Origin of the sequence: Corallococcus sp. 4LFB, from assembly GCF_046520365.1 — a bacterium.
Taxonomy (GTDB): Bacteria; Myxococcota; Myxococcia; order Myxococcales; family Myxococcaceae; genus Corallococcus; species Corallococcus caeni.
In genome coordinates, this window is sequence record NZ_JBKGHJ010000755.1 from 1 (window position 1) to 2,799 (window position 2,799).

Below are 2,799 nucleotides of genomic sequence, written 5' to 3' on the forward strand. Positions count from 1 at the left end.
CGGTGAGCGGGACCGCGCGGCACTGGCCCGCCGCCAGGCTGCCCACGGGCGCGCCGCCAAGCATGGACTGCGTGGTGGGGGGCGGGCCGGACGGCGGCGGCATCGTCAGCCCGTTCACCGTGGACAAGGCCAGGTCCACGGTGCCGCCGGAGCTGGGCTCCGTGCCCACGTTGCACACCGTCGCGGAGGCGCTGAAGGCCTGGTTCGGCAGCAGGCTGGGCGGCGCGTCCACCCGGGTGACCACCAGGTCCGGCCGGAGGCCCACGCCCATGGGACCCTTCACGAAGCCGTTGTTGGTCTCATCCGACTCCGGCACCACGTTCTGGGTGTCGATGCTGGCCCCCAGGTAGAGGGGGCCGCTGCCCGTGAAGCTGGTGGGCGGGTTGATCTGGATGTTCAGGGGCTGGGTGACGCACTGGCCCGCGTACGCGGCGCCCAGGGTCACCTGGCCCACGGTGCTCTGGCTGGTGGGGGGCGGCGGCGAACCCGGCCCGGGCACCTGCTGCGTGGGCGTGGTGGACAGGTACACCTGGAGGGTGATGCCGGTGTACACGCTCTGGTCCCCGGTGTTGCAGACCTTCACGGTGACGGGGACGGTCTGCCCGACCTTCGCGCTGTCCGGCGCCTGAAGCTCCGTGACGCGCAGGTCCGGTCCGGGGGTGAGCACCGCGGCCTGCTGCTGGAGCGCGGGCGCTTCCTCCTGCACGGAGCCGTCCGTGCAACCGGTGAGCGCGAGCGCGCCCGTGATGAAGAGACACGAATGCCGCCATGGCGGCGTACGCCGAGACATACGGACTCCGGGGGTGGGGGGTGATGGAGACGATACAGGCCCGGTGTGACATCCACCGGGCCTGGACCTCTCTTCTAGGAGTGGAACCCCAGCAGGGAAAACATGTTTCAGTCCTTCCCCAACAGACTCTGTCTGGAGTCCGCCCCGGCGGCCCGGTGGCTCACTCCACCTCCACGCGTCCGTTCGCCACCCGCCACCGCGTGGTGGTGCACGCGCGGGCGAAGGGCGCGTCGTGGGTGACGAGCAGCAGCGCGCCCGGGTAGTCGCGCAGCGCCGCCTCCAGCCGCTCGATGGACGGCAGGTCCAGGTGGTTGGTGGGCTCATCCAGCACCAGGGCCCAGGCGTGCTGCCCCAGGCCGCGCGCGATGGCCAGCTTGCGCGCCTCGCCCGGCGACGGCTGTCCGGACGCGAGCAGCCGGTGCGGGTCCACGCCCAGCGCGGCCACCAGGGACATCACCCGGCCGCGCTCCTCCGGGGGCAGCTCCCGCACCGCCTCCAGCATGGCGCGCGTCTGCTCCCCGCCCAGGTCCTGCGGCAGGTACAGGAGCTTCTCGCGGGGCACGCGCGACTGCTCCAGCAGGGCCTTGAGGAGCGTCGTCTTGCCGGCGCCGTTGGGGCCCTCGACGCGGATGCGCGCCTCGCGGTCCACGTCCAGGCGCGTGGGGCCCAGCACCTCCACGTCGCCGGCCTTCAGCCCCGGCGTGTCGAACGTGAAGAGGAACGGGTTGGGCGAGCGCACGTAGTCCACGAACACGGAGCGGCCCACCGTCTTGTCCACGGTGAAGGTGCCCACGGAGGCCTCGGCGCGCTCCAGCTCCCGGCGCTTCACGGTGACCTGGTGGCCCAGCCGGGACTCGGCCCAGCTCGCGAGCGTGGAGGGGCCCAGGCCGCGCGCGTCGCTGTCGTACTTGTTGCGCATCCGCCGGCCGGTGCTGCGCGACAGGGTGGCGCCCTGGTGCTCGCGCCGGGCCTTGTCCAGCAGCTGCGCGGCCCGGTCCCGCTCCGCCTTGGACTGCTGGTGGGCGGCGACCTCGGACTCGCGCTCCGCCTCCCAGTGGCCCTTCGCGGCGGAGTAGGCGCCCGGGTACAGGTGCGCCTCGCCGCCGTGCACGCGCAGCGTGGCCTGGGTGAGCGTCTCCAGCAGCTCGCGGTCGTGGGACACGACGACGCCCACGCCCCGGAAGCGGCGCAGCGCGGCCACCAGCCACGCCCTTGCCTCCGCGTCCAGGTGGTTGGTGGGCTCATCCAGCAGGAGCACGTCCGGCTCGCGGGCGAGCGCCGCGCCCACCTGCCAGCGCTTGCGCTCTCCCGGGGACAGCGTGGGCCAGCGCTCCAGCGCGGTGACGTCCAGGCCCAGCTGGCCCTGGAGCCTGCGCGCCAGCGCGTCCCAGGCGTCAGCGAACGCGGTGATGTCGGGCGTGAGCACCTCCACGCCCTGCGGACACAGGCACACGAGCGGCGACTCCGGCTCGAACTGGAGCTGCCCGGACGTGGGCGTCAGCTCCCCGGACAGCAGGCGCAGCAGGGTGGACTTGCCCGCGCCGTTGGGGCCGACGAGGCCCGTCCAGCCCGCGGGGAGGTGGAACTCCACGTCGGTGAGGACGGGGACGGCATCAGTGAAGGAAAAGCAGACGCGGTGCGCGCGCACCGAGGACGAGGACGAGGGCATGGTGAAGCGACTCCTGAAACCGGAAGCCAGCGCACACGCCCGTCAGGGCCGCGTGGCGGCGGGGTACAGCCAGGGACCGGGGTTTCAGGCGTACAGCTTCAAGGGGCAGCGAACCTCGTTCAGGGGAAGACCTCTGACATCTCCCCGCGTGGACAGCCGGTGCTTCAGGTGGAGCATGCGGCGCGGCCCGGGCGGATGGCAAGTCCGGGCGCGCGGCCGCGACGCGGCACCGACGTTGGGAACGCCGGTGCCTGACAACGATTCCCCCGAAGGGGCCGGCTACGTCGTCCGACGGCGGCGGCTGCACGCGGCGGGTGGTCGGGAGGGTGGCGTTCGGCGG

Annotated in this window: 2 protein-coding genes; both read right to left on the minus strand. The window is 73.1% G+C overall.

The features are described from left to right. Positions 1-790: CARDB domain-containing protein (locus ACLEQD_RS40700; protein ID WP_410391304.1), on the minus strand; the 790-nt coding region annotated here is incomplete at its 3' end. 160 nt (positions 791-950) lie between these two features. Continuing rightward, positions 951-2,459: an ATP-binding cassette domain-containing protein gene (locus tag ACLEQD_RS40705; RefSeq protein WP_410391305.1), complete on the minus strand. Its 1,509-nt coding sequence runs from the start codon at positions 2,457-2,459 to the stop codon at positions 951-953. Positions 2,460-2,799 lie beyond the last annotated feature (340 nt).